General features: G+C 44.3%; 3 protein-coding genes and 1 pseudogene. All 4 read left to right on the plus strand.

Annotation, left to right across the window (positions count from 1 at the left end; translation table 11 throughout):
- Nucleotides 1–370 (plus strand): annotated as a pseudogene (locus B147_RS0108300) (DNA methylase); the annotation flags it as partial.
- Complete coding sequence (locus B147_RS32845; RefSeq protein ID WP_020586750.1) at nt 363–896, plus strand: COG3415 family protein; 534 nt, start codon at nt 363–365, stop codon at nt 894–896. The pseudogene B147_RS0108300 and the gene B147_RS32845, both read left to right, overlap by 8 nt.
- Before the next feature lie 17 nt (nt 897–913).
- On the plus strand, nt 914–1,444 hold the full coding sequence (locus B147_RS32850; RefSeq protein ID WP_020586751.1) for a hypothetical protein: 531 nt from the start codon (nt 914–916) through the stop codon (nt 1,442–1,444).
- On the plus strand, nt 1,441–2,121 hold the full coding sequence (locus tag B147_RS27890) for an AAA family ATPase (protein ID WP_020586752.1): 681 nt from the start codon (nt 1,441–1,443) through the stop codon (nt 2,119–2,121). Before B147_RS32850 ends, B147_RS27890 begins: the two co-directional genes overlap by 4 nt.
- Nucleotides 2,122–2,151: the final 30 nt, after the last annotated feature.

A 2,151-nucleotide genomic window follows, 5' to 3' on the forward strand; every position in this document is an offset into this window, starting at 1 on the left:
CTATGAAGTCATCTATAATCTGTCCCCAATTGGGGACAAGTTACCGGCCAACGAATCCCAGGCACGGCCTCTTTCTCAACTGGATTCCATAGAACAGCGCCAACTTTGGAAGGAGATTATAGAAAGTGGCATGGAGTTAACCGCGCATAACATCAAAAAATTTATCGACTCCCGAAAAACGGCACCGGTAACCAAACCGGATCTGATCGATCGAATTACCAATGAATACATGGCTGTTGTAAAGGCAATGCTTGAACAGGTCCGTGTGGCCCAGCATGATCATTGGCAGAAGACCTCCCGCCAGGCAGCATTGTTGTGGCACCGGGTCATATACGAAAAGATTGTATCAAAGGGGGCAGATAATGGATGATCTAACCATTGATGACCGCTTTCACCTACTGCTGCACAAAAAAATCATGAATAAAACCGGATCAGCCAAAAGACGGTCCAAAAAATATTACAAGGATCAGTACAAGAAAACCGGGATTGTCTCGACGCCTCTTTTACTGGTTGAAAAAGGAATTATGGAAGGCCGCAAGTGCAGCGGACGGCCAAGGGCAATAGATGAGCAAACCAAAAGACGGTTTATTGAGATGGTCAAGGCGTCATGCGATCCCTCATCCCAGGGATTTATTTTTATCACCCGGAAAGCCAGGACCATTAAAAATTATCACTATTGGCTTGAACAAGAGTTGGGTAGAACCATCAGTCTTTCGGCACTTCGGCGATGTGTCAAAAGGGAAAATCTCAAATTTTACCTGGAAAAAGAGGATGAGCAGGATCAGGTCCCGGTAATTCATGCCTTCAAGTCGGTGCCGGTATTTGCTTTGATCCAGGTTGACGGCTGTAAATTTCAATATTTAAGGATCAGAGATGAACACGGTAACTTACCCTGAACCAGGTTCAGGAATATATGAAGTACGGATACAGAAAAATCAAAGCCACCGTATCCAAAAACAGGACCATCCGCCATGACAAGCGGGATTATTATGTGACCAGTGGTTCAGATAAGTTCAGCAAACACAAAAGCACACCGGTAAAAATATCCAGATACAAGGATAAGCTTTTTATTTTTGAGCAGAGTGAAGACGGTATACTATTGGGCGAAGCCATTGCAAAAAAGCCATTTGACAGACCGCCGGCACCGGAACCTTCGCCTGTGCCGCCTGATGAACTTGACACCATTATCGCTCTTTTAGAAAAGCACAATATGGCCGTTGAGCGGCCTGTTTTAATCGAAGTTTACCATAGGGGCCTCACCCTAGCCCGGGCGGAACAAGTGCTTGATCATAATCAATCAAGGTACGTGGATTACATGAAAAAGATGAACCAGCCGGATGACCGGAAAAATCAGGCCTTGTTCAATGCATTTATGCTTGATTGCCAAAAATCGTTAAATACGAACCATGTAGCCACTTATGCATCCCACGGAGACATAACATGAAAGAGGATTTTATCAGTGATAAACGAAGGGTCTCATACTTGGCTGCCACTTATAATCGGATCTATAGAGGCCAAAGCGTCCTCATCGAAGGCGACTTTGGTGCCGGAAAAACCCGGTTTTTAAAATTGCTGCACCCCAAAAAGCTCCATGCTGTATGGGTTGAGTCTTTGTTCAACATACATGAAACTCTGGCCGCGATACTTAAGGAATTAAATTATGAAGCCACCGCCACCTACCGCCGAACGCCCCAGTACCTGAAAATGATCTGCAATCTATCCAATTGCTTTATCGTCATAGATGAGGCTAATGACTTGGACGCCCGGGTTTGGCCATATTTTAAACGGATTATTGATGCCGGGGTTCCCATCGTATTAGCAGGACTTCCAAAGGTGAGAACCAATTTAAGCCGGAATCATCCTGATATACTCAGCCGGTTGAAAATCCTGATTTTGTATCCAATAGAGGTCGAGGACTTCATTGAAAAATACAAAGATATCCAGCAGGAAGCCGTTGAACAGATTTATATGTCCGTTAAGGGCGATATGCGAAAATTTAAAGAAATCTGCACAGACTGCCGGGACAGGGCAAAGGAGCTAAACCACCAGTTTGTTGACCTATTTTTTCGAAAAAAAACGACAAAACGCCCATTATTCCTTAGTTTTTATGGCCCTACGTAAAGTAGCTTACTATAATTTCAGCACGTTACG

The organism is Desulfobacter curvatus DSM 3379 (genome assembly GCF_000373985.1).
In the GTDB taxonomy this organism is placed as follows: domain Bacteria; phylum Desulfobacterota; class Desulfobacteria; order Desulfobacterales; family Desulfobacteraceae; genus Desulfobacter; species Desulfobacter curvatus.